Source organism: Nesterenkonia populi, from assembly GCF_007994735.1.
GTDB lineage: Bacteria > Actinomycetota > Actinomycetes > Actinomycetales > Micrococcaceae > Nesterenkonia > Nesterenkonia populi.
In genome coordinates, this window is record NZ_VOIL01000001.1 from 244,155 (window position 1) to 268,954 (window position 24,800).

Sequence of the window (24,800 nt, forward strand, 5' to 3'; positions counted from 1 at the left end):
CACAGGGGCGTCCCAGGCTGAAACTCTCGGAAGTCTACTAAATAACGGGGTGTTTCTTGAAATTGACCTTATCCGGCCAGTGGGCTACTCGCCCCGGGACTTCTCGATGATCTCTTCCGCCACAGCCTTGGGAACCTCGGCGTAGGAGTCGAAGGTCATCGTGAACACTGCGCGCCCCTGAGTGCGGGAGCGCAGCTCGCCGATGTAGCCGAACATCTCCGACAGCGGCACGCCAGCCTTGATGACCTTCACGCCGGCCGCGTCATCCATGGACTGGATCTGACCGCGGCGGGAGTTCAGATCACCGATGACGTCGCCCATGTACTCCTCAGGAGTCCGGACCTCAACGGCCATCCTGGGCTCAAGCAGGACCGGGTTGGCGCGCTTGGCACCTTCCTTGAAGACCTGGGAGCCGGCGAGCTTGAACGCCATCTCGGAGGAGTCGACGTCGTGGTACTGACCATCCGTCAGGCGGGCCTTGACGCCCACCATCGGGTAGCCGGCCAGCACTCCGAGCTGCATCGCATCCTGGATGCCGGCATCCACCGAGGGAATGTACTCGCGGGGGATGCGGCCGCCGGTCACAGCGTTGTCGAACTCGTAGAGCTCGCCTTCGGAAGTGTCCAGGGGCTCGAAGTCCACGATGACCTTCGCGAACTGGCCGGAGCCGCCGGTCTGCTTCTTGTGGGTGTACTCCACCTTCTGGACAGGCTTCTTGATGGTCTCGCGGTAAGCCACCTGCGGCTTGCCGACGTTGGCCTCGACCTTGAACTCGCGCTTCATGCGGTCCACCAGGATGTCCAGGTGAAGCTCGCCCATGCCGCCGATCTCAGTCTGGCCGGTCTCGTCATTCTGGGTGACCGTGAAGGTCGGGTCCTCGGCGGCCAGCTTCTGGATCGCGGTGGACAGCTTCTCCTGGTCGCCCTTGGACTTGGGCTCGATGGCCACGGAGATCACCGGCTCCGGGAAGCTCATGGACTCCAGGACGATCGGTTCGTTCGGGTCACAGAGCGTGTCACCGGTGGTGGTGTCCTTGAGACCGATCACCGCGTAGATGTGCCCGGCCTGGATCTCCTCAACCGGGTTCTCCTTGTTGGCGTGCATCTGGAAGAGCTTTCCGATGCGCTCCTTCTTCCCCTTGGTGGAGTTGAGGATCTGCGCGCCGGAGGACAGCTTGCCGGAGTAGACGCGGATGAAGGTCAGCTGCCCGAAGAACGGGTGAGCCGCAATCTTGAACGCCAGGGCGGAGAACGGCTCGTCCTTGCCCGGCTTACGGGTCATCGACACTTCCTCGTCGCCAGGCTTGTGGCCCTCCATGGAGTCCATGTCCGCCGGGGCGGGCAGGTAGTCCACGACAGCGTCGAGCATGGGCTGGACACCGCGGTTCTTGAAGGCGGATCCGCAGAAGACCGGGTACGCCTCACCCTCGATGGTCAGCTTCCGGATGCCGGCCTTGAGCTCGTCGACGGTGAGCTCCTCACCGCCGAGGTACTTCTCCATGAGCTCCTCGTCGGCCTCAGCCACGTTCTCGATGAGCTCATTGCGGTACTCCTCAGCACGCTCCTTGAGCTCGTCCGGGATCTCGCGGGTCTCGTACTGGGCACCCATGGTCACATCGCCCTTGGCATCGCCGGGCCACACCAGAGCCTGCTGGTTCAGAACGTCGATCACGCCGACGAAGTCGGACTCGGAGCCGATCGGCAGCTGCATCACCAGCGGCTTGGCGCCGAGGCGATCCTTGATGGTGTCGACGGTGAAGTAGAAGTCAGCGCCCAGCTTGTCCATCTTGTTGACGAAGCAGATGCGCGGCACGTTGTACTTGTCCGCCTGGCGCCACACGGTCTCGGACTGCGGCTCCACACCCTCCTTGCCGTCGAACACGGCGACTGCGCCGTCGAGGACGCGCAGCGCACGCTCCACCTCGACGGTGAAGTCGACGTGGCCGGGGGTGTCAATGATGTTGATCTGGTTGTCCTCCCAGAAGCAGGTCACCGCGGCGGAGGTGATGGTGATGCCGCGCTCCTTCTCCTGATCCATCCAGTCCGTGGTGGACGCACCATCATGAGTCTCACCGATCTTGTGGTTCAGACCGGTGTAGAACAGGACGCGCTCGGTGGTGGTGGTCTTACCGGCGTCGATGTGAGCCATGATGCCGATGTTGCGGACCTTCTTCAGGTCAGTGAGCACCTCTTGTTGTGCCACGGTGTTTCCCCTTAAGTGGTTGCTTCTGGAAGTAGTGCTTACCAGCGGTAGTGGGCGAAGGCCTTGTTGGCCTCTGCCATCTTGTGGGTGTCCTCACGGCGCTTCACGGCCGCCCCGAGACCGTTGGACGCATCCAGGATCTCGTTCATCAGACGCTCGGTCATCGTCTTCTCGCGGCGGTCCTTGGAGTAGCCGACCAGCCAGCGCAGCGCGAGGGCCGTCGCACGGCCGGGCTTGACCTCCACGGGCACCTGATAGGTGGCGCCGCCGACGCGGCGGGAGCGGACCTCCAGCGCGGGACGGATGTTGTCCATCGCGGTCTTCAGGGTCTCCACGGCGTTCTCGCCGGTCTTTGCGGCGACGCCGTCGAGAGCACCGTAGACGATGCGCTCAGCGGTGGACTTCTTGCCGTCGATCAGCACTTTGTTGATCAGCTGGGTGACCAGCGGGGAGCCGTGGACCGGGTCCTGGACGAGGGGGCGCTTGGGCGCGGGTCCCTTACGAGGCATTACTTCTTCTCCTTCTTCGCGCCGTAGCGGCTGCGGGCCTGGCCGCGACCCTTGACACCCTGGGTGTCGAGGGCTCCGCGGACGATCTTGTAGCGCACACCGGGGAGGTCCTTCACACGGCCGCCGCGGACCAGCACGATGGAGTGCTCCTGGAGGTTGTGGCCCTCACCAGGGATGTACGCGGTGACCTCGACCCCGCCGCCGAGGCGCACACGGGCGACCTTGCGGAGTGCGGAGTTCGGCTTCTTGGGGGTGGTGGTGTACACGCGGGTACAGACGCCGCGGCGCATGGGGCTGCCCTTCAGGGCAGGGGTTGCGTTCTTGGTGGGCTTGGGCTGACGGCCCTTGCGCACCAGCTGCTGAATAGTAGGCACTATCTGTTCTCCATTGGTTCAGAGGTTTATGGCCGTGCCGGCCGGGTCACGTCTCTGCGCAGGGGAGGCCTGCCGGTGCTCTCCTGTCTGGGTGCAGACACAAAAACATGTGGCATTCGTTGCGCACCTTCCCCGCAACCCGGACCGAGTCCTTTGCCACACAGAAACAATCAGGTCAACGATACCAGGTCCGTGTGTTGATGCGCGAACGGCGGGGGCCTTCTCCCAGCCCGGTCCTCATGGTGCGCCTTCGGCGCCGCGCACAAGGACTGCTCCGGCTGGGATTCGGCCCCCGCCATCACGGGGAAGCGAAGACTACCGGCTCACCGGAAGTCGACGTCGGTGTTGTACTCCTCGAGCGGGATCGCGTGGAACTCCGCGTCCCCCTCAGCTCCGGCGTAGTCGAAGCTGGAGCCGTACATGGAAGGCCCGGTGAACAGGTTCTCCTTCGCCTCCTCAGTAGGCTCCACCTCGGTCTGCACGTAACGGTCCAGCCCGGTCCCGGCAGGGATGAGCTTACCGATGATGACATTCTCCTTGAGCCCGACCAGCGGGTCAGACTTGCCCTCCATGGCCGCCTGGGTGAGAACCCGGGTGGTCTCCTGGAAGGAGGCTGCCGACAGCCACGAATCGGTGGCCAAGGAGGCCTTGGTGATGCCCATCAGCTCGTCACGGCCGGATGCTGGCCTGCGCTCCGCCTGGAAGGCTGCCTTGTTGGCGGCCTGGAAACGGAACCTGTCAGCCAGCTCACCCGGAAGCAGGTCAGTCTCCCCCGACTCGATGACGGTGATGCGGCGCAGCATCTGACGGACGATGACCTCGACATGCTTGTCGTGGATGTCCACACCCTGAGACTGGTAGACCTCCTGCACCTCGGCGACCAGGAACTTCTGAGCCGCACGGGGGCCGAGCACACGGAGAACCTGCTTGGGGTCCACCGAACCGCGGGTCAGCTGGGTCCCGACCTCCACGTGGACGGTCTGGTCCATGTTCTCGCCGAGTTCGATCAGCAGGGTGGCGCGGCGCAGGATCGGGTAGACCTGCTCCTCCCCACCGTCATCCGGGGTGAGCACCAGGCGAGCCTGCTTCTCGTCCTCCTCGAAGCGCACCCTGCCTGAGGACTCCGCGATCGGAGCCACACCCTTCGGGGAGCGAGCCTCGAAGAGCTCCTGGATACGAGGCAGACCCTGGGTGATGTCGTCCGCTGAGGCGACACCGCCGGAGTGGAAGGTACGCATGGTCAGCTGCGTGCCGGGCTCACCGATGGACTGTGCCGCGATGATGCCGACCGCCTCGCCGACGTCGACCCGGGAGCCGGATGCCATGGACCGCCCGTAGCAGGCCGCGCAAGTGCCTACCGGCGCTTCGCAGGTCAGGACGGAGCGGACCTTGATGGTCTTCACGCCGTCCTCGAACAGCTTGCTGATCAGCACGTCGCCCAGCTCGGCGCCCGCCGAAGCCAGCACCTCGCCGTTCTCATCGGCGACGGTCTCAGCCAGCGTCCGGGCATAGGCCGAGGTCTCAACCATGTCATGCAGCTCAAACTCCACGCCCTCGGCGTCAGTGACGTAGGTCCGGCCGGACTTCACCAGCACGTCCTGCGCGCCGCCCGCGTCATGGCGGTGGGCCACAGGCTGGGCGATCGGCACTGTAACGCCCCGAGCAGTGCCGCAGTCCTCGTCACGGACGATGACGTCCTGGGAGACGTCCACCAGCCGGCGGGTCAGGTAGCCCGAGTTGGCGGTCTTCAGCGCGGTGTCGGCCAGACCCTTGCGGGCGCCGTGGGTGGCGACGAAGTACTCGAGCACGGTCAGGCCCTCACGGTAGGAGGACTTGATCGGCCGGGCGATGATCTCGCCCTTCGGGTTGGTCACCAGACCACGGATGCCGGCGATCTGACGGATCTGGTGCCAGTTGCCGCGGGCACCGGAGGTCACGGTCCGGTTGATGTTGTTGAACTTGTCCATTCCGGCCATCATGGCGTCCTGGATCTCGGCGGTGGCCTTGTTCCAGATCTCCTGCAGCTCGGTGGTGCGCTCATCACGGTCCATCAGACCAAGGCCGAAGTCCTCCTCGACCTTGGCGACCTGCGCCTCGTACTCCTCCATCATCGCGGCCTTGTCGAAGTCCGAGGTGACATCAGAGATGGCCACGGTGACACCGGACCGGGTGGCCCAGTAGAAGCCGGCGTCCTTCAGGTTGTCCAGGGTCTGGGCAACCTGAACGGTGGAGTACCGCTCGGAGAGGTCGTTGACCAGCCGGCCCAGCTGCTTCTTGTCGGCGACCCTGCCCTGGTAGGGGTAGTCCTCCGGAAGCAGCTCGTTGAAGATGACCTGGCCCAGGGTGGTCTCGATCAGGGCGGGGCTGCCCTGCGTCCACCCCTCAGGCGCCGAGACGTCGTCGGAGGGGACGAACCCGTCGACGGAGATCCTCACGGGGGCGTTCAGGTGAAGGTCACGCAGGTCATAGGCCATCCAGGCCTCGCCGACGGTGGAGAACACGCGGCCGGCGCCTGCCTCGTCCTCACGGACGGTGGTCAGGTGGTGCAGGCCGATGATCATGTCCTGGGTGGGCAGAGCCACGGGACGGCCGTCGGAAGGCTTGAGGATGTTGTTGGAGGAGAGCATCAGGACACGTGCCTCAGCCTGAGCCTCCGGTCCCAGCGGCAGGTGCACTGCCATCTGGTCGCCGTCGAAGTCAGCGTTGAAGGCGGTGCAGGCCAGCGGGTGCAGCTGCAGGGCCTTGCCCTCCACGAGCTGCGGCTCGAAGGCCTGGATGCCCAGTCGGTGCAGGGTAGGTGCACGGTTCAGCAGCACCGGGTGCTCGGTGATGACCTCCTCGAGCACGTCCCACACCTGGGAGCGCTGGCGCTCCACCATCCGCTTGGCGGACTTGATGTTCTGGGCGTGGTTGAGGTCCACCAGACGCTTCATGACGAAGGGCTTGAAGAGCTCCAGCGCCATCTGCTTGGGCAGGCCGCACTCGTGCAGCTTCAGCTGCGGGCCGACCACGATGACCGAACGGCCGGAGTAGTCCACACGCTTGCCGAGCAGGTTCTGGCGGAAGCGGCCCTGCTTGCCCTTGAGCATGTCCGACAGGGACTTCAGCGGACGGTTGCCCGGCCCGGTGACCGGGCGGCCGCGGCGGCCGTTGTCGAACAGGGAGTCCACAGACTCCTGCAGCATGCGCTTCTCGTTATTGATGATGATCTCGGGTGCGCCGAGGTCCAGCAGCCGCTTGAGGCGGTTGTTGCGGTTGATCACACGGCGGTAGAGATCATTGAGGTCGGAGGTCGCGAAGCGGCCGCCGTCGAGCTGGACCATGGGGCGGATCTCCGGCGGGATCACCGGGACTGCCTCGAGGACCATGCCGGTGGGCGCGTTGCCGTTGACCAGGAAGGCGTTGAGGACCTTCAGGCGCTTCAGGGCGCGAGTCTTGCGCTGGCCCTTGCCGGTGGCGATGGTCTCGCGCAGGGACTCGGCCTCAGCCTCCATGTCGAAGTTCTCCAGGCGCCGGCGGATCGCCTCGGCGCCCATGAAGCCTTCGAAGTACTCGCCGTACTTGGCGCGCATCTCACGGAAGAGGGTCTCGTCGCCCTCAAGATCGCCGACCTTGATGCTCTTGAAGCGGTCCCAGGTGTTCTGGATCTGGTCGATCTCGGCGTCTGCGCGCTTGCGCAGCTGAGCCATCTGCTTCTCTTTGCCCTCACGGAACTTCTTCTTCTCGGCAGCCTTTGCGCCCTCGGACTCGAGCTCGGCCAGGCCGTCCTCAAGCTCCTTGGAGATGGCTGCGAGGTCTGCGTCGCGCTGGGTGCTCAGGTGGTTGAGCTCCTGGGTGACCTCTGCCTCAAGGTTGGGCAGCTCGTCGTGACGCTTGTCCTCGTCCACGTGGGTGATCATGTAGGCCGCGAAGTAGATGACCTTCTCCAGGTCCTTCGGAGCCAGGTCCAGCAGGTAGCCCAGGCGGGAAGGCACACCCTTGAAGTACCAGATGTGGGTCACCGGGGCGGCGAGCTCGATGTGGCCCATCCGCTCGCGGCGCACCTTCGAGCGGGTGACCTCCACGCCGCAGCGCTCACAGGTGATGCCCTTGAAGCGCACGCGCTTGTACTTGCCGCAGTAGCACTCCCAGTCCCGGGAAGGGCCGAAGATCTTCTCGCAGAAGAGGCCGTCCTTCTCGGGCTTCAGAGTGCGGTAGTTGATGGTCTCGGGCTTCTTGATCTCGCCGTGGGACCAGTTGAGGATCTCATCAGTGGTGGCCAGGCCGATGCGCATTGTGCCGAATGAGGATTCAGGGGACATAGTCCGTATCTCTCTTTTCTGTCTGAAAGCTTCGTAAGACGTTCTGGCGATGCTGGAGAGGCTCAGACCTCTTCGACCGAGCTGGGCTCGGCGCGGGAGAGATCGATGCCGAGCTCCTCAGCGGCGCTGAAGCCGGAGTCGTCGGAGTCTGCGTCACGCATCTCGAAGGCCTTGCCCTCGGAGTTGAGCACCTCGACGTTCAAGCACAGGGACTGCATCTCCTTGATGAGCACCTTGAAGGACTCAGGAACGCCCGGCTCAGGGATGTCCTCGCCCTTGACGATGGCCTCGTAGACCTTCACGCGTCCGTGGATGTCGTCGGACTTGATGGTCAGCAGCTCCTGCAGGGTGTACGCGGAGCCGTAGGCCTCCAGGGCCCAGACCTCCATCTCGCCGAAGCGCTGGCCGCCGAACTGGGCCTTACCGCCCAGCGGCTGCTGGGTGATCATGGAGTACGGGCCGGTGGAGCGGGCGTGGATCTTGTCATCCACCAGGTGGTGCAGCTTCAGGATGTACATGTAGCCCACAGAGACCGGCTCCGGGAACGGTTCACCGGAGCGGCCGTCGAACAGCTGGGCCTTGCCCGAAGGCGCGACCATCTTCTCGCCGTCCCGGTTCGGGTTGATCGACTCGAGGATTCCGGTGAGCTCCTCGGGGTTGGCCCCGTCGAACACCGGAGTGGCGACCTTGGTGGGGCCGGTCTCCAGCGGAAGGTTCGGCAGATCCTTGAGCCACTCGGAGGCACCCTCGATGGTCCAGCCCTGAGAGGCTGCCCAGCCGAGGTGGAGCTCCATGACCTGGCCGATGTTCATACGGCCGGGCACGCCCATCGGGTTCAGGACGACGTCCACAGGGGTGCCGTCAGGCATGAAGGGCATGTCCTCCACCGGCAGGATGCGGGAGATGACGCCCTTGTTGCCGTGCCGGCCGGCGAGCTTGTCGCCGTCGGTGATCTTGCGCTTCTGGGCCACGTAGACGCGGACCACCTGGTTCACGCCCGGGGGAAGCTCGTGGCCCTCCTCGGCGTCCAGGATGCGCACGCCGATGACCGTTCCGGCCTCACCGTGGGGCACCTTCAGGGAGGTGTCCCGAACCTCGCGGGACTTCTCGCCGAAGATGGCGCGCAGCAGGCGCTCCTCGGGCGTCAGCTCGGTCTCACCCTTGGGGGTGACGCGGCCGACGAGGATGTCGCCCGACTCGACCTCGGCACCCACGTGGATGATGCCGCGCTCGTCGAGCTGAGCGAGCATCTCCTCGGAGACGTTGGGGATGTCCCGGGTGATCTCCTCAGCACCGAGCTTGGTGTCACGGGCGTCGACCTCGTGCTCCTCGATGTGGATGGAGGTGAGCACGTCGTCCTGCACCAGGCGCTGGGACAGGATGATGGCGTCCTCGAAGTTGTGGCCCTCCCAGGACATGAAGGCGACCAGCAGGTTCTTGCCGAGGGCCAGCTCGCCGAACTCGGTGGAGGGGCCGTCGGCGATGATCGAGCTGCGCTCGACGCGGTCGCCCTCGGAGACCCGCACCCGCTGGTTGTAGGCGTTGCCCTGGTTGGAGCGCTGGAACTTCATGATCGGGTAGTGGGTCTGGGTGCCGTCGTCGTTGAGGACGGTGACCAGGTCCGCTGCCACCTTGGTGACCACACCGGACTTCTGGGCGGTGACGGAGTCGCCCGCGTCGACCGCGGCGTACTTCTCCATGCCGGTGCCGACGTAGGGGGACTCGGCCTCCAGCAGCGGCACAGCCTGACGCTGCATGTTCGCGCCCATGAGCGCACGGTTGGCGTCGTCGTGCTCCAGGAAGGGGATCAGCGCGGTGGCCACGGAGACCATCTGGCGCGGAGAGACATCCATGTAGTCGATGTCGGAGGGCTCCACGAGAATCGGCTCGCCCTGCTCGCCGGCCGCGGCGTCGGCGCGGCCTCGGCAGAGGACCTTCTCCTCGGAGAAGGTCCCGTCCTCCTGCAGCGGAGCATTGGCCTGTGCGATCTGGGCCAGCAGCTCATCATCGGCGGTCAGGTACTCGACCTGGTCGGTGACCTTGCCGTCGACCACCTTGCGGTACGGGGTCTCGATGAAGCCGAAGTTGTTGATCCGGCCATAGGTCGCCAGTGAGCCGATCAGACCGATGTTCGGGCCCTCAGGGGTCTCAATGGGGCACATGCGGCCGTAGTGCGAGGGGTGAACGTCACGGACCTCCATGCCCGCACGGTCGCGGGAGAGGCCGCCGGGGCCCAGCGCAGACAGGCGACGCTTGTGGGTCAGGCCGGCCAGCGGGTTGTTCTGGTCCATGAACTGGGACAGCTGGGAGGTTCCGAAGAACTCCTTGATGCTGGCCACCACCGGACGGATGTTGATCAGGGTCTGCGGAGTGATGGCCTCCACGTCCTGAGTGGTCATCCGCTCGCGGACCACGCGCTCCATCCGGGACAGGCCGGTGCGGACCTGGTTCTCGATGAGCTCGCCGACAGCGCGGATGCGCCGGTTGCCGAAGTGGTCAATGTCATCCACGGCCACGGGAAGGTCGATCTGGTCGCCGTCGCGCACGCCCTTGATGGACTCCCGGCCCGCGTGCAGGGCGCACAGGTAGTGGATCATCGCGGTGATGTCCTCTTCGGTGAGGACGGAGGCGTCCGCGGCGGAGAATTCCTTGTCCACGCCCAGCTTGCGGTTCAGCTTGTAGCGGCCGACCTTGGCGAGGTCGTAGCGCTTTCGGGTGAAGTACAGGGACTCCAGCAGGGAGCGGCCGGCCTCGACTGTCGGCGGCTCGCCCGGACGCAGCTTGCGGTAGATGTCGAGCAGGGCCTCGTCCTGGTCCGCGAAGGCGTCCTTCTCCAGGGTTGCGCGGATGGAGTCGTAGTCGCCGAACTCCTCGAGGATGCGGGACTCCGTCCAGCCCAAGGCCTTCAGCAGAGCGGTGACCGGCTGCTTGCGCTTGCGGTCGAGGCGAACGCCGACCTGGTCGCGCTTGTCGATCTCCAGCTCGAACCATGCGCCGCGGGAAGGAATCACCTTGGCGGTGTAGATGTCCTTGTCGCTGGTCTTGTCCGGGGACTTCTCGAAGTAGGCGCCCGGGGAGCGGACCAGCTGGGAGACGACCACGCGCTCGGTGCCGTTGATGATGAAGGTGCCGCGGTCGGTCATCAGGGGGAAGTCGCCCATGAAGACCGTCTGCTGCTTGATCTCACCGGTGTTGTGGTTCATGAACTCGGCCTTGACGTACAGCGGGGCCGAGTAGGTGGTGTCGTGGTCCTTGCACTCCTCCACCGTCATCTTGGGGTCGGCGAACTCCGGGTCGGAGAAGGAGAGCGACATCGTCTCCTGGAAGTCCTCGATGGGGGACATCTCCTCGAAGATGTCGGCGAGCCCGGAGGTGTCGGAGACGCCCTTGATGCCCTTCTCGCGGGCCTCCTCCACACGAGCGGCCCAGGCCTCGTTGCCGACGAGGCGGTCGAAGGACTCGATCTGCAGAGCCAGCAGCTCCGGAACGTCCAGGGGCTCGTGGATCTTTGCGAATGAGATGCGGCCGGCGTATTCAGCGGTACGGGCCGATGCAGCGGTATTGATTGAGGTGCTCGAGGCGACCAAGAGGGATCCTTCCGAAGACCTTCGTAGCTTCCGAATGTCAGCGTCCAATGGTCTTTAGGTCCGCGCCGCCCGTTCCAGGCGGCACCGTCCTAAGCTGCCCACCGCTATATGAAGGCATGACAAATGGAGACGACGCGAACTTTGAGAATACATCCATAAGGGCGCGCGTGCAAGTGCGCGCAGAGAGAAGCCCGGCCAAATTCACGAGCTGGCACACACAGTAGCAGGACGACGGCGCACCCGGCGAGAGCATTGCGCCGCCGGGGCGTGTTCGTGTCGCCTGCTCAGACGATTCTCCGCTGCTCAGCCCATCGGGTGAGCTCATGCCTGGAGCTCAGCTGCAGCTTCCGCAGCACCCTCGAGACATGCGTCTCCACGGTCTTGATGGAGATGAACAGCTCCCCCGCCAGCTCCCGGTAGGTGTACCCGCGAGCGATCAGCCGCATCACCTCAACCTCCCGGGCGGAGAGCCGGTCCAGCTCCTCGTCGCGGACGTCCTCAGCCGCACCCGTGGTGCCGAAGGCGTCCAGGACGAATCCCGCCAGCCTCGGAGAGAACACAGCGTCGCCCTGGGCCACCTGCTCGACGGCGTCGACGAGATCCGCGGTGCTGATGGTCTTGGTGACGTAGCCGCGGGCGCCGGCGCGGATCACCGAGACGACGTCGCTGGCCTCGTCCGAGACGCTGATCGCCAGGAAGCGGGTCTGCTCCTGCAGCGAGCGGCAGGCCCGCACCACCTCCGCTCCCCCGCCGCCGGTGCCGCCCGGCAGATGCACGTCCAGCAGCACCACCTCGGGCTTCTGCTCCGTGACCGCCTCGACGGCGGACTCCACATCGTGCGCCTCCCCGATCACCTCCACGGCGTCGCCCAGCTCGGACCTCAGCCCAGCGCGGAAGATCCCGTGATCATCCACGATCACCACGCGGCGCGTCATCCGACGGGTCCCTTCTGAACAGGAGCGGGGGCAGCACGGGGAGGCTCAGCGGGGGCCCGCGGCTCCACGGGCATGTGCAGCTGGACCTCGGTGCCGCGCGCGCCGGAGCGGATGCGAGCCTCTCCCCCGGACCGCCGCATCCTGCCGATGATCGACTCGCGGACGCCCAGACGGTCGGACTTCTCCGGGTCCTCGGCGAGCGCCTCGACGTCGAAGCCCGCGCCGCGGTCCCGGACGAACACCGCGTCCTCCTCCGCGGAGGATTCGATGTAGACGCTGGCGGGGCCCGCGTGCTTGATGGCGTTGAGGATGGCCTCGCGGGCGGCTCCGACGAGCGCACTGTGGTCCGGGGACTGGGACTCGCCCACGCTGACCACCTCCACCGGCACGGAGTGCGCGTCCTCCAGCTCGGCCGCCGCGGCGAGCAGCTGATCCTTCAAGGTGCCGGTGGACTCAGCGTTCTGCCGATAGAGCCAGGCACGCAGCTGCCGCTCCTGACCCCGAGAAAGGCGCTCGACGGCGGCCGGGTCGGTCTTCTGCTTCTGGATCATCGCGAGGGTCTGGAGCACTGAGTCATGCAGGTGCGCTGCGATGTCAGCCCGTTCCGCCTCAGCGGCGGCGCGTGCACGCTCAGCCTGGGAGGTGCGGTGCAGGCGGATCAGCCACGGGGCGACGACCAGCCCCAGCCCCGCGAGCAGCATCGCCGCCACTGTGATCCCCATGATGAGCTCCCCGGCGGGCACCAGACCGGATGCGATCACCAGCACCGCGATGAGCACCATGGCGGCCCCGCCGCCGATCTGCCACAGCAGGGCAGCCCGCCCGTCCCCCGAGGACGCGTGGGGGCCCGTGCGGTCCAGCTGGTGCCAGGCCAGCAGCACCCCGAGGAGCAGCACCGCCGGCGGCAGGACGATCCGCCAGTCCACGCCCAGGCCGAGCATCTGCCCGGCCAGCAGAGCGGCGGCAGCCAGCAGCACCCCTCCGGCGAGGACCTCCGGGGAGCTGGTGAGCGAGTCGAGGGCACCTCGAACTCTGGCAGCGGGCGAGGCGTCGTCCCGCGTGCTCTGCGGCGCGCTCTCAGAGGCGGGCTGAGCCGCGGGCCCGGACAGGCCGCGGGCGCCAGCGGTCGGAGCGGGCTCATGCTCGGCGGGCACAAAGATCCACAGCCACAGGTACAGCAGGATCCCCGCTCCCCCCAGAGCGGCCAGCAGGATGAAGCCGACGCGCGCCGCGGGGGCTGAGACCCCCAGGTGGCGGGCGGTGCCGAGCGCGACGCCCGCCAGCGGTGTGCCCAGGGCGCGCCGCAGCGGCGGCCGGCCGGCCGGGCGCGGGGACGGACTGGGCGTGGCGGTCATACGTTCATCCTGCCACGGGGCCGCGCGCCTGACACGCCCTGCGCACCGGAATTCCGGGAGCCTGAGGGAAGGATCAGGGTATTTGTCAGGGTGCCCCCTCATAGCGACGGATGCCCGGCCGAGCAGAGGATTGGAGCATGGACGACAAGCAGCACGACGGCCGCCGTGAGGCCGGGCATCAGATCTTCGACTGGGTGCGCTCCACCGGCGCACGCCGCCCCTCAAACGGCTGGGCGGGAGGTGTCTTCGCCGCCCTGGGCGAGAAGCTGGGCTGGGATTCGACGTTGGTCCGGGGGCTGGGCGTCCTGGCGTTCATCCTCGTGGCTGCGCCGACCGCCCTGCTGTACGGGCTGGCGTGGCTGTTCCTTCCGGACCAGGAGGGGCGCATCCACCTTCAGCGCGCCCTCCGCGGAGACTTCAGCTCCGGGGCGATCGGCGGCGGCCTGCTGGCCGGGTTCGGGGCGCTGAACGTGTTCACCCCCGCCACTGCCGGCCCGTTCCAGTTCGTGGTGAACGTGGTGGTCCTCGGCGTCGTCGGCTGGGTGGTCTACCTGCTGATGCGGAACTTCTCCCGGGGGAGCCGAGAGGAGCGGCCCTCAGGGGACGGGCGCTCCGGCGGAGGTCGGGAGGAGGCTCAGCCCGCGCGCGACGACGGCAGACCCGCCTGGTACCCCAAGGAGGGCGCCGAACGGGTCCCGGCAGCATCTCCCACAGCGGCCGACGCGCACGGCGAGCACACCTACACCTATTCCCCGGAGACGGGAACCGCCCCTGCTCCCGCCCGGCACGCCCGCGCCCAGCGCGGGGCCGCAGCGGACCCGGACCCGGCTGAGCGGGAGGAGAGGCGCCGTCGCCGGATGGTGACCTTCGGCCTGCTCCTGCTTGCTGCCCCGGCCTTCGGCATCGCGATGCTTCTCGGCTCCGCACTGGGCTTCACCGCTACTGGGGCGGTGCTCACCGTGCTTGCGGGACTGGTGGCGCTGCTGGCGCTGATGCACATCGGCTCCGGGCTGCGCGGACGGCGGGGACGGACCGGGCTGCTCGCGTCGCTGACCGCGGTGATGCTGGCACTCGCCTTCGGCCACTCCGGCGGGGGCGCCACTCATGTGTTCGGCAACTACGCGACCTCGTCCGAGGAGGTGAACACTGCCTTCGCCAACACCACGGTCGACCTCACGGACCCATCGTCCTACGCGGGGACGGATGAGGGCTATGCCCACCATGCGGAGGTCAACGGCGGCTTCGGCAGCGTTGATGTCGTGGTGCCCGACGACGCCGAGGTGACGGTGACTGCCTCGCACGCGTTCTCCAAGCTGGAGTTCCGCACGGAGACGTTCAGCGAGGAGCGGGTCGGCATCGGCACGGAGGAGCGCAGCTTCGGCCCGGCCGATGAGGCGGGCCATGTCGCTGGGCAGATCGAGATCAGCGTGAATCAGGCATTCGGCAGCGTCACCGTCTACGACGCCGCTACGTACGAGGAGGAGGGCTGACCATGAGCAGCCAGGATGACAGGACGCGCCCAATGCCGCCTTCGGGACGGCCCGATGTTCCCCCGCCGGAGGATGTGGATGCTCTGCTGGCTGAGTCTCTGCGGGCCCAGTCGGAGGAGGACTTCACATGGAAGGAGCCGGAGCGGAAGCCGCGCTGGTGGCAGCGTCAGGAGATGCACCAGGCCTCTGCGGGCTCGACGACGGTCCGCTCCTCTGCCGGGGAGCGAAAGGGTGTTCGTCTGGGCTCTGTGATCTTTGGGGCGGTGTGTCTGCTGCTGGCCCTGTGGGTCCTGGCGACGGTGACGCTCGGGCTGATGATCGATCCGATCGTGGTGGGTCTGGTGGTCTGCACGGCGGCAGGCCTGTCCCTGGTGCTGGCCGGCCTGCGGCCCAAGCCCGGAACGCGCCTTTAGGCCCTGCCTGCAGATACGAGAAGCCCCCCGGAGGACTGCTCCTCCGGGGGGCTTCTTCTGACGTGATGTGCCGCTTACGCGGCGGGGATCACTTGAGGGTGACCTTGGCGCCTGCGCCCTCCAGGGTCTCCTTGGCCTTCTCGGCGGCCTCCTTGTCGACACCCTCCAGGACCGGCTTCGGGGCACCGTCGACGAGGTCCTTGGCCTCCTTCAGACCGAGGGAGGTCAGACCGCGCACCTCCTTGATGACACCGATCTTCTTGTCGCCGGCGTCCTCCAGGACGACGTCGAACTCGGTCTGCTCCTCGGCCTCCTCAGCGCCCTCGCCGCCGGCGGCGGGGGCTGCAGCCACGGCAGCCGGGGCTGCGGCGGTCACGTCGAAGGTCTCCTCGAAGAGCTTCACGAACTCGGAGAGCTCGATCAGGGACATCTCCTTGAACTGCTCCAGCAGCTCCTCATTGCTCATCTTGGCCATTGTGACGGCTCCTTAGTTCTGTTGCTTGTTGCGGATCTTGATGCTTATGCGGCGCACTGACAAGCGTCAGGCAGCCTCTTCTTCCTTGGCGCGCAGCGCCTCGACCGTGCGGACGGTCTTGGACAGCGGCGCCTGGAGGACGGCGGCAGCCTTGGACTGGGCACCGATGAAGGCGCCAGCCAGCTTGCCGAGCAGAACCTCACGGGACTCAAGATCCGCGAGCTTCTTGATCTCGCTCTCGTCGAGGGCTGCGCCATCCATGTAGCCGCCCTTGACGATGAGCTCGGGGTTCTCCTTGGCAAAGTCACGCAGTGCCTTGGCCACGTCGACGGGGTCGCCGTGGACGAAGGCGATCGCGGAGGGACCCTGCATCTTGCCCTCAAAGGCATCGATGCCGAGCTCCTCGGCCGCGATCTCGGTGAGCGTGTTCTTCACCACGGCGTAGTTCGCGTTCTCACGCACAGAGTTGCGCAGCTTCTGCAGCTTCTCCACGCTGAGGCCGCGGTATTCCGTGAGCACGGCCGCGTCGGAGCCGCTGAACAGGTTCTTCAGCTCCTCAACCGCGGCGGCCTTCTCAGGATTCGCCATGGCACTCCTTCCGATTGCAGGGCCGGCCAGACGGGTCCGGGAGAATCGGGGCATCAAAAAAGCCCCGCTGCGCAGACGCACGGGGCTCACCAGAGTCAGACAGCGCGACATAATCGTCTCAGCTGTGCTGCCGGTTCGGCTCAGTGTCCTGCGCAGGTCGCCCGTGTGGGTCTTTACAGTTCTGCCGTACTCCGAGAAGTGATTCCCGGTGACCGAATCTCCAGAGCCAACTGGATCTTCACGACATGAACGACCGGCGGTCTTTGGTCAGTGCTCAACTATACGGGAAACGCGGCGGGTCCGCCAAGTGCGCTGCGCGCCTGCCCGCATACAGGCCGGGTCCCCCTGAGACGTTCGCCGCAGGCCGGGATGCAAAGAGGCCCGCCCTCGATGGAGAGCGGGCCTCTTTGAGGGGTGCGCGGACTTACTCAGCGACCACCTTGGTGACGTTCGGGTCCACCGGAATACCGGGGCCGAACGTGGTGGCCACGGTGGCACGCTGGATGTAGCGGCCCTTGGATGCCGAAGGCTTCAGGCGAAGGATCTCCTCCAGGGCTGCGGCGTAGTTCTCCGCAAGAGCCTGGGTGTCGAAGCTGGTCTTGCCGACGATGAAGTGCAGGTTGGAGTGCTTGTCGACGCGGAAGTCGATCTTTCCGCCCTTGATCTCGCCGACTGCCTTAGCCACATCTGGGGTGACGGTGCCGGTCTTCGGGTTCGGCATCAGGTTGCGAGGACCCAGGACCTTGCCGAGACGGCCGACCTTGCCCATCATGTCCGGCGAGGCCACGGCCGCGTCGAAGTCGGTCCAGCCGTCTGCGACCTTGGCGATGAGCTCGTCGCCGCCCACGAAGTCCGCACCGGCCTCCTCGGCCTTTGCCACATTGTCACCCTGGGTGAAGACGACCACGCGGGCGGTCTTGCCGGTGCCATGCGGGAGGTTCACGGTGCCGCGAACCATCTGGTCTGCCTTGCGGGGGTCCACCGAAAGCCGCATGGCGACCTCAACGGTCGCGTCGGTCTTCGACGGGTTGCTGTCCTTGGCCAGGGCGACTGCCTCGGCCGGGGAGTACAGGGCGTTCTCGTCGATCTTCTCGGCGGCCGCCCGATATGCTTTGCTGCGCTGTGCCATCTGCGTTCTCTCCTTAGCAGTTGTGGTACGCGGACCGCGCTCGGCCCTATCCCACGGACCCGGACGGTGCCGGGCTCTCAAATTTGTTCTGTCAGCCGTTCGCGCCGTCGGCGCTCACCGCTCTCGATCGCCTCGAAGGACTATGAGCGAGCTCGCGTCCTCACGCGGCTCAATCAGCTGTCGACGGTGATGCCCATGGATCGGGCAGTTCCCGCAACGATCTTGGAGGCAGCCTCGATGTCGTTGGCGTTGAGGTCCTCCATCTTGGTCTGGGCGATCTCCTCAACCTGAGCCTGGGTCAGCTTGCCGACCTTGTCAGTGTGGGGAACGCTGGAGCCCTTCTTCACGCCCGCTGCCTTCTTGATCAGCTCAGCGGCCGGCGGGGTCTTGGTGATGAAGGTGAAGGAGCGGTCCTCGTAGACCGTGATCTCCACAGGGATCACGTTGCCGCGCTGAGCCTCAGTCGCGGCGTTGTAAGCCTTGCAGAACTCCATGATGTTGACGCCGTGCTGACCGAGCGCGGGACCGATGGGCGGTGCCGGGTTGGCGGCGCCTGCCTCGATCTGCAGCTTGATCAGACCGGCGACCTTCTTCTTCGGGGCCATAATCTGTCCTTACTGTTCGTGCGTCCAACGGTCACAGGAGCGTGAGCGCTGGGGCGAGCGGACCTGGCCGGGCCGCTCATGACGTCGTCGCGCTCCCAAAGCACGGAGCACGACGACGAAGCTTAAGTTGTGCGGCGACGCCGAGGCGCCGCTCATGAGCTTCAGCAGCGCGTAGGGCTGTCCCTCGGCTGCGGAGGCTCAGCTAGTAGATCTTCTCGACCTGGTTGAAGTTCAGGGTGACAGGGGTCTCGCGCTCGAAGATCGAGACCAGCACCACCAGCTGGCGGGAGTCGGCGTGGATCTCGTTGATCGTGGCCGGCAGGGTGGCGAACGGACCGTCGGTGACGGTCACGGACTCGCCGACCTCGAAGTCGACCTTGACGTCGCTCGAGGACGCTGCACCGGCGGAGCCGTCCTCGCCGTCGCCGACCTCGACCTTCTTCTGCTCACCGGGCTTGCCGAGGCGGTGCTCCTTGAGCATCTCGAAGACCTCGTCGGTGGACAGCGGCTGCGGGTCATGTGCGTTGCCGACGAAGCCGGTCACCCCTGGGGTGTGGCGGACGACGCCCCAGGACTCGTCGCTGAGCTCCATGCGGACCACGACGTAGCCGGGAATGCGGACCCGGTTGACGATCTTGCGCTGAGTGTTCTTGATCTCGACGACCTCTTCCATGGGGACATCGATCTCGAAGATGTAGTCCTCCATGTCCTGGGTCTGGATGCGAGTCTCCAGGTTGGACTTCACACGCTTCTCGTAGCCGGCGTAGGTGTGCACCACGTACCAGTCGCCGAGGCCGCGGCGCAGCTGAGCCTTGAGCTCATCAGCGCGCTCCTCGTAGGTCTTCTCCTCCTCAGCAGGGACGACCTCCTCCTCCTCCTCGGCAGCGGCAGGCTGCTCCTGGTCGGCCGGGACAGCCTCGGCTGCCTCCTCCTGCTCAAGCTCCTGATCAGACACGATTCTCCTTGGTATGTATGCGTACGACGACGTCGCCTCAGGCGCCGAAGATGAAGTCCGCTCCGCGGCTGAAGACCCAGTCCAGCCCGGAGACGATCCCAATCACGATCAGCACGAAGACCAGGACCACCAGCGTGTAGTTCAGCAGTTCCGAGCGAGTCGGAACGATGACCTTCCGCAGCTCATCGATGACCTGCTTGAGGAAGCGCCATGTCCGCACAAAGGGGTTCTTGGACCCGCCGTCGCCGGATGCGCCGTCGACGTCAGTCACCGGGGTGTGGGACACGCAGGCTCCATCTTCTGTGCGTTGCCGTGGTCAGTTCTTCAAACAGATCACTGGGTGATCTTCAGGCCGGAGGCCCGCGCCGCCGCAGCAGGCCGACCTTCCAACGCTGTGCAGGGCAGACAGGACTCGAACCTGCAACCTACGGTTTTGGAGACCGTTGCGCTACCAATTGCGCCACTGCCCTAGGGCTCCCAGCCCGAACCAGCAGCCTCCTGAAAGGCACACTGAGTCCAGGTGCCTGAGACACCAGTGCTCCATTTTACGCACGGGAGGCGCAGGAAGCCAACTGCCCGGAACCGGCGCCGCTCAGGCCGCGAGCCGGCGGGGCCTCTCCGCCGGAATGCTCAGCAGAGAGAGCTCGCGGCCGTCCACCCTGCAGCGCTCGGGGTTGCGCTGGTCGGCCTGAGACCGGTCGACCAGGCGGCCGAGGGGGCAGTCGGCCTGGTCGCGCCATGGGACGCAGGCGCCGGAGCAGTCATAGAAGCTGTAGCCGAGCTGGGCGCCGCGAGGCATCCGCCAGGCGATGGCGAAGATTCCATCGCCGAGGAACTCCATCTCAGAGCGCTGGGCATCCTCAACCTCGGTGAGGCCGTCAAGGATGAGCAGAACAGTGTGGGCGGAGGGGGCCAGGCGCAGGAAGGTGACCGTGACGAAGCCCTGCTCGTCATCCTCCTCGATGAGCGGCCATCGGCTGGTCCTCCACTTGGGAGGCAGGGGCGGCACAGGCGTCCGCTCGATGCCGGAGACGCAGTGCCCGGATGGGGAACCCTGCTCCAAATACGCCACTGTCATGTTTACTATTGTGCACCCTAAATGGTCAGGGAATCCAATCCCGGACCTGCCGTCTGACCCCGGAGCACCGGTGACGGCTGGGACGGGTCGCGTTAGGCTGTCCATATGCCTTCTCCAGCCTCACGCCTGTCAGACCGCATCAGCGCCATCGCCCCTTCCGCCACCATGGCGGTGGACTCCAAGGCGAAGGCCATGAAGGCCGCCGGCGAGGACGTGATCGGCTACGGCGCCGGAGAGCCCGACTTCCCCACCCCGGACTACATCGTCGAGGCCGCCGTCGCCGCCGCGAAGGACCCCCGCTTCCACCGCTACACCCCCGCGGCGGGACTCCCCGAGCTCCGCGAGGCCGTGGCGGAGAAGACCGCCCGCGGCTCCGGGTACAGCGCCGACGCCTCCCAGGTGCTCATCACCAACGGCGGCAAGCAGGCCGTCTACGCCGCGCTCGCCGCGCTCATCGGCCCAGGCGAGGATGTTCTCGTCCCCGCTCCCTACTGGACCACCTACCCGGAGGCCATCCGGCTGGCCGGCGGAAACGCCGTGGACGTGTTCGCCGGCCCAGAGCAGGGGTTCAAGGTCACGGTGGACCAGCTGGAGGCCGCGCTGACCCCCAGCACCAAAGCCATCCTGTTCGTCTCGCCGTCGAATCCCACCGGCGCCGTCTACTCCGAGGAGGAGACTCTCGCCATCGGGCGCTGGGCCGCCGAGAAGGGGCTGTGGGTCATCACCGATGAGATCTACGAGCACCTGACATACGACGGAGTCCCCTTCACCTCCATCGCCTCACTGCCGGAGCTCGCCGATCAGGTCGTCATCGTCAACGGCGTGGCCAAGACGTACGCAATGACCGGCTGGCGCGTGGGCTGGATGGTGGGCCCCGCCGACATCATCAAGGGTGCGACCAACCTGCAGTCCCACTCGACCTCCAACGTGGCCAATGTCTCCCAGATGGCTGCCCTGGCCGCGGTCACCGGGCCGCTGGACGCCGTCCACGAGATGCGCACGGCCTTCGACCGGCGCCGGCGCGCCATGGTCGATGGGCTGAACTCCATCGCAGGGTTCGACTGCCCCACCCCCGCCGGCGCGTTCTACGCCTACGTGGACGTGCGCGCAGCGCTCGGCCAGGAGATCGGCGGGGTGGTGCCGCAGACCTCCGCCCAGCTGGCCGAAGTGATCCTCGAGCAGGCCAAGGTAGCCGTGGTGCCCGGTGAGGCATTCGGCCCGGGAGGGTTCTTCCGGCTCTCCTACGCACTCGGCGACGAAGACCTGAAGACTGGCATCGACCGCATCCGAGACCTGATTGGGAAGGCCTGAAACTATGCGCATCGGACTGCTGACCTCCGGAGGCGACTGCCCCGGCCTGAACGCCGTCATCCGTGCCGCAGTGCTCCACGGGGAGAAGAGCTTCGAGGACGAGTTCCTCGGGTTCCGGGGAGGCTGGAGAGGCCTCATCGAGGCCGACTACTTCCCCCTGACCAGGAACGACGTCCGCGGCATCTCCCGCAACGGGGGCACCATCCTCGGCACCTCCCGCACCCACCCGTACAACCACCCCCAGGGCGGGGCCGAGAACATCGCCGAGACGATGAAGGAGCACGACGTCGACGCCGTCATCGCCATCGGCGGCGAGGGCACCTTGGCAGGCGCCAAGCGGATGGCCGACGACGGCATCCCCGTCGTCGGTGTGCCCAAGACCATCGACAACGACCTGAAGGCGACTGACTACACCTTCGGGTTCGACACTGCGATCAGCATCGCCACCGACGCGATGGACCGGCTGCGCACCACCGGCGAGTCCCACCACCGCTCCATGGTCGCCGAGGTGATGGGACGGCACGTCGGCTGGATCGCCCTGCACTCCGGGATGGCCGCCGGTGCCCACGCCATCCTGATCCCCGAGCAGCGGGTCAGCATGGACCAGATCTGCGAATGGACCGAACAGGTCCACTCCCGCGGCCGGTCCCCCCTGGTCGTCGTCGCCGAGGGGTTCATCCCCGAAGGTGCTGAGGAGGCGCTGGCCGGCAAGGGGGTGGAGGACTCCGGACGGCCCCGCCTGGGCGGCATCGGCGAATGGGTGACGGCCCAGATCGAGGAGCGTACCGGCATCGAGACCCGCAACACCACGCTCGGCCACATCCAGCGCGGCGGGAACCCCACCGGGTATGACCGGGTGCTCGCCACCCGGTTCGGCATGAAGGCGCTGGACCTCGTCCATGAGAAGGCGTGGGGGCACATGGCCTCGCTGCGCGGCACTGAGATCGTCAAGGTGGACCTGGAGGAGGCCCTCGACGGGCTCAAGGAAGTCCCTCTCGAACGCTACGAGGAGGCCAAGATCCTCTTCGGCCGCTGAGGCCGGCGGATCAGCGGGGCCTGCCCCTCAGGAAATCGCCCTGGGGCCTGCCGACGGCCTGGCCCGCGTCCGGCCGGACGATGAGCTCCTGTCCCGCGGCGTAGAAGGCCGGCTCCGGCGGCTCCTCCGAGCCTTCCTCCTGCGGGGGCCGATGGCGGACCACCAGCTGCGCCTCCGTGTCCACCTTCCGCTTCACCAGGGCCAGCGCAATCGGACCGGCCTCATGGTGGCGGGCCGCTGAGGTGACCACGCCCACAGAGCGCTCCTTGGCGAGGGAATCACGATCGCCGGGGTCCTTCGGCGCCAGCACCTCAGCCCCGGGGGCGGGAAGCGTGTGCTCGGAGCCGTCGAGGTGCAGGAACACGAGGCGACGAGGCGGGTGCCCCAGGTTATGCACTCGGGCGATGGTCTCCTGCCCCTTGTAGCACCCCTTGCTCAGATGAACGGCAGTGCGAATCAGGTCCAATTCGTGCGGGATCGCCTTGGCGTCCACGTCCTGGGCAAGCCGGGGACGCCAAGCAGCGATCCGCAGCGCCTCATAGGCCCACATGCCTGCCAGACTGGTGCCGGCGGCCTCCAGGGAGGCGATGGCCTCCTCCACCTGGCGGCGGGGCACCACCGTAAGGTGCCAGGCCCAGTCGGCGCCTGGGTGCTCCTCCTCGGCCACAGCCGAGTAGCTCTCGGCACCGGGGGCCAGCTGCGGCCACGGATCGGTCCACGCCGCCGGGGACTCGACGCTTTCCGGCAGCGGCGCTGCGGAGCCGAGCACCGCATACTCGGCGGTGCGGTCAGCGATCTCCACCCGCAGCGTGAACTTCATCGAGTCCAGCCACTCGGCCAGCGCGGCGCCGTGGGACGCCTCGGTGATGAGCCAGGCAGTCTCGCCGTCGTCGGTGATGGCGGGTGCCTGCTCGATGCGGCCGGAGATGTCCAGCAGCAGCAGCTCGGAGGACTCTCCCGGCTTCAGGCCGGCGACCTGCTGGGAGCTCAGGGTGGTCAGCCAGGACAGCCGGTCGGGCCCGGAGACCGTCACCACCGCATAGTGGGACAGGTCCACCACGGCACGGCCGGCCTCCAGCGCTCGCTGCTCGGGCACGGGGCTGCCGTAATGGGCTGCGACGCCTTCGTCGGGCCCGGATGCGGCCACCGCACCATGGCGGTTCAGCAGAGGTGACGGTGCAGTCACAGCGGGCTCAGCGCTGACCCTTGTACAGGCGGGAGAGCACAAGGTAGGCGATGTATCCGATCACCAGGCCGGCCAGCGCGATCAGGCCGATGAAGAACACCTCAAGTGCAATGATCTGTGCGTCAGTCATAGCGGTCAGTGTACCGGGTCACACTCCTGCTCAGGCGAGCAGAAGACTGTCGATGACGTAGGCGCCGGCCCCTGCGGCCAGAGAGCCCGCCGCCAGGCCGGAGACCACCGCGAACGTGCGCTGCAGCCGGTGCGGACCAGCACCCCAGAGAACCTGGGCTGCGACGGCGATCATGAAGCCGGCGGCCAGCACCGCAGCGGCGGCCATCGCAGGGCGTGCGCCGAAGAGCACGGCGAGGATGACGGCGAGCGCTGCGGCGCAGGCGGCAATGATCAGGGATATCCGGGTCACAGTCCCATCCTGCCAGAGACCCGGATCACGCCATGGTTATACTCAAGGTCGAATCATTCCGGACAATTTTCGCATGGCGGAAATTGGAATGCCCTGGGCCTGCCGTCCGTGTAGTGTCGCTGGCCAGCCGCAGTTGTCTTGATGAGTGGAGGGAAGGCCGATGGCGCAGGTGCTCCTGCTCTCCGACTCCCCCGAGGACGCTCTGCCCTCTCTGGAGCTGCTGAACCACCGGACCCGTCCGTTCCCGTCGGAGGCCTCCTCCATCGTTCGGGCGCCCACGGTGGACATCACACTGGTGGATGCCCGGAACAATCTCAGCCACGCGCGCTCCCTCTGCCAACTGGTCAGGTCCTCGATGCTCTCCCCGGTCATCGTCATCGTCAACGAGGCCGCGCTGCCGACGCTGAACGAGTCCTGGCAGGCCGACGACTTCATCCTCACCGGCGCGAGCCCGGGCGAAGTGGACGCCCGCATCCGCATGGCGGCTGTGGAGACGCAGGAGGAGGCTCCCGCCGGGGAGATCCGCGCCGGCGCCATCGTCATCGACGAGACCACCTATATGGCCACCATCCACGGCAAGCTGCTCAACCTCACCTATAAGGAGTTCGAGCTGCTCAAGCACCTCGCGCTGCACCCGGGCCAGGTGTTCACCCGCGACCGGCTGCTTCACGAGGTGTGGGGGTACGACTACTTCGGCGGCACACGCACCGTGGACGTGCACATCCGGCGCCTGCGCTCCAAGCTGGGGCCGGAGCACGAATCGCTCATCGGCACAGTGCGCAACGTCGGCTACCGGCTGCTGGTGGACGGCGAGGCCGACGACGCCTGAGCGTCGCACTACCCTGGGGAC

Annotated in this window: 22 protein-coding genes and 1 tRNA gene; 5 read left to right on the top strand and 18 right to left on the bottom strand. The window is 66.6% G+C overall.

The genetic code is table 11. The features are described 5' to 3' along the window. Nucleotides 1-84: 84 nt before the first annotated feature. The 7 genes from fusA to FWJ47_RS01200 all read right to left on the bottom strand — a co-directional run bounded on the left by fusA (nt 85) and on the right by FWJ47_RS01200 (nt 13,263). Nucleotides 85-2,202 carry an elongation factor G gene (fusA, locus tag FWJ47_RS01170; RefSeq protein WP_281289227.1) on the bottom strand — a complete coding sequence of 706 codons (2,118 nt, stop codon included), beginning with the start codon at nt 2,200-2,202 and terminating at the stop codon, nt 85-87. A 38-nt stretch (nt 2,203-2,240) separates the two neighbouring features. Beyond that, nucleotides 2,241-2,711: a 30S ribosomal protein S7 gene (rpsG, locus tag FWJ47_RS01175; protein ID WP_147103091.1), complete on the bottom strand. Its 471-nt coding sequence runs from the start codon at nt 2,709-2,711 to the stop codon at nt 2,241-2,243. Next, nucleotides 2,711-3,085, bottom strand: a complete 375-nt coding sequence (rpsL, locus tag FWJ47_RS01180; RefSeq protein WP_147103093.1) for a 30S ribosomal protein S12 — start codon at nt 3,083-3,085, stop codon at nt 2,711-2,713. Before rpsL ends, rpsG begins: the two co-directional genes overlap by 1 nt. Before the next feature lie 323 nt (nt 3,086-3,408). Continuing rightward, nucleotides 3,409-7,386 carry a DNA-directed RNA polymerase subunit beta' gene (gene rpoC / locus FWJ47_RS01185; RefSeq protein ID WP_147103095.1) on the bottom strand — a complete coding sequence of 1,326 codons (3,978 nt, stop codon included), beginning with the start codon at nt 7,384-7,386 and terminating at the stop codon, nt 3,409-3,411. Between the two features lie 62 nt (nt 7,387-7,448). After that, nucleotides 7,449-10,973 carry a DNA-directed RNA polymerase subunit beta gene (gene rpoB / locus FWJ47_RS01190; protein ID WP_147103097.1) on the bottom strand — a complete coding sequence of 1,175 codons (3,525 nt, stop codon included), beginning with the start codon at nt 10,971-10,973 and terminating at the stop codon, nt 7,449-7,451. Nucleotides 10,974-11,257: 284 nt separating this feature from the next. Next, nucleotides 11,258-11,908 carry a response regulator gene (locus FWJ47_RS01195; RefSeq protein ID WP_147103099.1) on the bottom strand — a complete coding sequence of 217 codons (651 nt, stop codon included), beginning with the start codon at nt 11,906-11,908 and terminating at the stop codon, nt 11,258-11,260. Beyond that, entirely contained in the window at nt 11,905-13,263 is a 1,359-nt protein-coding gene (locus FWJ47_RS01200; RefSeq protein WP_170228422.1) for an ATP-binding protein, read from the bottom strand. Before FWJ47_RS01200 ends, FWJ47_RS01195 begins: the two co-directional genes overlap by 4 nt. Before the next feature lie 137 nt (nt 13,264-13,400). Here FWJ47_RS01200 and FWJ47_RS01205 point away from each other — a divergent pair, with 137 nt between their 5' ends. Beyond that, nucleotides 13,401-14,753 carry a PspC domain-containing protein gene (locus tag FWJ47_RS01205; protein WP_170228423.1) on the top strand — a complete coding sequence of 451 codons (1,353 nt, stop codon included), beginning with the start codon at nt 13,401-13,403 and terminating at the stop codon, nt 14,751-14,753. 2 nt (nt 14,754-14,755) lie between these two features. Continuing rightward, nucleotides 14,756-15,166 (top strand): hypothetical protein, encoded by a 411-nt coding sequence (locus FWJ47_RS01210; RefSeq protein ID WP_147103104.1) that lies wholly within the window; start codon nt 14,756-14,758, stop codon nt 15,164-15,166. An 88-nt stretch (nt 15,167-15,254) separates the two neighbouring features. Here the strand turns inward: FWJ47_RS01210 and rplL are convergent, their stop codons facing one another. The 8 genes from rplL to FWJ47_RS01250 form a co-directional block, all read right to left on the bottom strand. Next, on the bottom strand, nt 15,255-15,641 hold the full coding sequence (rplL, locus tag FWJ47_RS01215) for a 50S ribosomal protein L7/L12 (protein WP_147103106.1): 387 nt from the start codon (nt 15,639-15,641) through the stop codon (nt 15,255-15,257). Between the two features lie 66 nt (nt 15,642-15,707). After that, a complete protein-coding gene (gene rplJ, locus FWJ47_RS01220; RefSeq protein WP_147103108.1) occupies nt 15,708-16,229 on the bottom strand; it encodes a 50S ribosomal protein L10 in 522 nt (173 codons plus the stop codon). Between the two features lie 424 nt (nt 16,230-16,653). Then, nucleotides 16,654-17,358: a 50S ribosomal protein L1 gene (rplA, locus tag FWJ47_RS01225; protein ID WP_147103110.1), complete on the bottom strand. Its 705-nt coding sequence runs from the start codon at nt 17,356-17,358 to the stop codon at nt 16,654-16,656. Between the two features lie 173 nt (nt 17,359-17,531). Continuing rightward, nucleotides 17,532-17,963 (bottom strand): 50S ribosomal protein L11, encoded by a 432-nt coding sequence (rplK, locus tag FWJ47_RS01230; RefSeq protein ID WP_147103112.1) that lies wholly within the window; start codon nt 17,961-17,963, stop codon nt 17,532-17,534. A 202-nt stretch (nt 17,964-18,165) separates the two neighbouring features. After that, nucleotides 18,166-18,918 carry a transcription termination/antitermination protein NusG gene (locus FWJ47_RS01235; RefSeq protein ID WP_147103114.1) on the bottom strand — a complete coding sequence of 251 codons (753 nt, stop codon included), beginning with the start codon at nt 18,916-18,918 and terminating at the stop codon, nt 18,166-18,168. Between the two features lie 37 nt (nt 18,919-18,955). After that, nucleotides 18,956-19,204, bottom strand: a complete 249-nt coding sequence (gene secE / locus FWJ47_RS01240; RefSeq protein WP_211358943.1) for a preprotein translocase subunit SecE — start codon at nt 19,202-19,204, stop codon at nt 18,956-18,958. Between the two features lie 111 nt (nt 19,205-19,315). Beyond that, nucleotides 19,316-19,388, bottom strand: a tRNA-Trp gene (locus FWJ47_RS01245). A 122-nt stretch (nt 19,389-19,510) separates the two neighbouring features. Beyond that, nucleotides 19,511-19,996 carry a hypothetical protein gene (locus FWJ47_RS01250; protein ID WP_147103116.1) on the bottom strand — a complete coding sequence of 162 codons (486 nt, stop codon included), beginning with the start codon at nt 19,994-19,996 and terminating at the stop codon, nt 19,511-19,513. Nucleotides 19,997-20,101: 105 nt separating this feature from the next. Here FWJ47_RS01250 and FWJ47_RS01255 point away from each other — a divergent pair, with 105 nt between their 5' ends. After that, nucleotides 20,102-21,307, top strand: coding sequence for a pyridoxal phosphate-dependent aminotransferase (locus FWJ47_RS01255; protein WP_147103118.1), 1,206 nt, complete (start codon nt 20,102-20,104; stop codon nt 21,305-21,307). Nucleotides 21,308-21,311: 4 nt separating this feature from the next. Further along, a complete protein-coding gene (locus FWJ47_RS01260) occupies nt 21,312-22,343 on the top strand; it encodes a 6-phosphofructokinase (RefSeq protein ID WP_147103120.1) in 1,032 nt (343 codons plus the stop codon). A gap of 10 nt (nt 22,344-22,353) precedes the next feature. Here the strand turns inward: FWJ47_RS01260 and ygfZ are convergent, their stop codons facing one another. Genes ygfZ through FWJ47_RS01270 form a run of 3 tightly spaced genes read right to left on the bottom strand, consistent with a single transcriptional unit; the run spans nt 22,354 to nt 23,950 of the window. After that, on the bottom strand, nt 22,354-23,529 hold the full coding sequence (ygfZ, locus tag FWJ47_RS01265) for a CAF17-like 4Fe-4S cluster assembly/insertion protein YgfZ (protein WP_211358945.1): 1,176 nt from the start codon (nt 23,527-23,529) through the stop codon (nt 22,354-22,356). A 7-nt stretch (nt 23,530-23,536) separates the two neighbouring features. Further along, the gene (locus FWJ47_RS12325; RefSeq protein ID WP_281289228.1) at nt 23,537-23,659 is read right to left on the bottom strand and encodes a hypothetical protein; all 123 of its coding nucleotides are present in this window, start codon (nt 23,657-23,659) and stop codon (nt 23,537-23,539) included. A gap of 30 nt (nt 23,660-23,689) precedes the next feature. Next, the gene (locus FWJ47_RS01270) at nt 23,690-23,950 is read right to left on the bottom strand and encodes a hypothetical protein (RefSeq protein ID WP_147103122.1); all 261 of its coding nucleotides are present in this window, start codon (nt 23,948-23,950) and stop codon (nt 23,690-23,692) included. A gap of 160 nt (nt 23,951-24,110) precedes the next feature. Between FWJ47_RS01270 and FWJ47_RS01275 the strand changes: the two genes are divergently transcribed. Next, complete coding sequence (locus tag FWJ47_RS01275; protein WP_147103124.1) at nt 24,111-24,779, top strand: winged helix-turn-helix transcriptional regulator; 669 nt, start codon at nt 24,111-24,113, stop codon at nt 24,777-24,779. The last annotated feature ends 21 nt before the right edge of the window (nt 24,780-24,800 follow it).

Coding starts and splice junctions, on each gene's coding strand:
- rpsG (WP_147103091.1), bottom strand. CDS start 2,711: ATGCCTCGTAAGGGACCCGCGCCCAAGCGCCCCCTCGTCCAGGACCCG.
- rpoC (WP_147103095.1), bottom strand. CDS start 7,386: ATGTCCCCTGAATCCTCATTCGGCACAATGCGCATCGGCCTGGCCACC.
- FWJ47_RS01195 (WP_147103099.1), bottom strand. CDS start 11,908: ATGACGCGCCGCGTGGTGATCGTGGATGATCACGGGATCTTCCGCGCT.
- FWJ47_RS01200 (WP_170228422.1), bottom strand. CDS start 13,263: ATGACCGCCACGCCCAGTCCGTCCCCGCGCCCGGCCGGCCGGCCGCCG.
- FWJ47_RS01205 (WP_170228423.1), top strand. CDS start 13,401: ATGGACGACAAGCAGCACGACGGCCGCCGTGAGGCCGGGCATCAGATC.
- FWJ47_RS01210 (WP_147103104.1), top strand. CDS start 14,756: ATGAGCAGCCAGGATGACAGGACGCGCCCAATGCCGCCTTCGGGACGG.
- rplL (WP_147103106.1), bottom strand. CDS start 15,641: ATGGCCAAGATGAGCAATGAGGAGCTGCTGGAGCAGTTCAAGGAGATG.
- rplJ (WP_147103108.1), bottom strand. CDS start 16,229: ATGGCGAATCCTGAGAAGGCCGCCGCGGTTGAGGAGCTGAAGAACCTG.
- rplA (WP_147103110.1), bottom strand. CDS start 17,358: ATGGCACAGCGCAGCAAAGCATATCGGGCGGCCGCCGAGAAGATCGAC.
- rplK (WP_147103112.1), bottom strand. CDS start 17,963: ATGGCCCCGAAGAAGAAGGTCGCCGGTCTGATCAAGCTGCAGATCGAG.
- FWJ47_RS01250 (WP_147103116.1), bottom strand. CDS start 19,996: ATGACAGTGGCGTATTTGGAGCAGGGTTCCCCATCCGGGCACTGCGTC.
- FWJ47_RS01255 (WP_147103118.1), top strand. CDS start 20,102: ATGCCTTCTCCAGCCTCACGCCTGTCAGACCGCATCAGCGCCATCGCC.
- FWJ47_RS01260 (WP_147103120.1), top strand. CDS start 21,312: ATGCGCATCGGACTGCTGACCTCCGGAGGCGACTGCCCCGGCCTGAAC.
- FWJ47_RS12325 (WP_281289228.1), bottom strand. CDS start 23,659: ATGACTGACGCACAGATCATTGCACTTGAGGTGTTCTTCATCGGCCTG.
- FWJ47_RS01275 (WP_147103124.1), top strand. CDS start 24,111: ATGGCGCAGGTGCTCCTGCTCTCCGACTCCCCCGAGGACGCTCTGCCC.